Annotated in this window: 1 protein-coding gene; it reads right to left on the reverse strand. The window is 46.4% G+C overall.

Going from position 1 to position 543, the window contains the following annotated elements; all coding sequences use genetic code 11:
* A partial coding sequence (locus tag ACWHAR_RS31130) for a PBSX family phage terminase large subunit (protein WP_452088937.1) occupies window positions 1–543 on the reverse strand: 543 nt, incomplete at both ends.

Here is a 543-nt window from a genome sequence, read left to right on the forward strand (position 1 = left end):
CTCATAGATGACATTTTCACAGCGGTCCGAACAGAAGATTTTTTTGAACCGTTTTACCTTTTTGGTATATTGAAGCCTGGAGCCGGGAAACTTTCTGGCTCCAACCATCTGAAAGCCCTGCTGGCGGAAATATTGAATGCTTTTCGGCTCAGCCGAGTCGGCTTTGATCAATTCCTGTGTCTCAATAAACTCACGCAACTCCTCAGCCGTCCTGTCATCTGTCATTTTGTTTTGATAATACTCCCAATAAATGTAGAGATATTTTTTTTCAGGATCGACAGCAAGCCGGACGACGGCATTATAGGATTCCTCGAATCCAAAATCCATGCCTGTACGAAAGATTGGCTTGCTGATGGCTGCGATACATTTTTTCACTTGATCATGCGGGAGTACCTCGAACTGCGGCAGCACCCTGATCCCGTTGACGCCGAATCGTCCTTTGCGGGCAATCCGGTACAGGTCGGGATCATACTCTTTGAGTCCGTCAAGCTGTTTCACATAGCTTTCCGGGAGAAAAAGATTATCGTTAGCGGTGGAATGATG

Source organism: Bacillus sp. LR--39 (assembly GCF_053613335.1).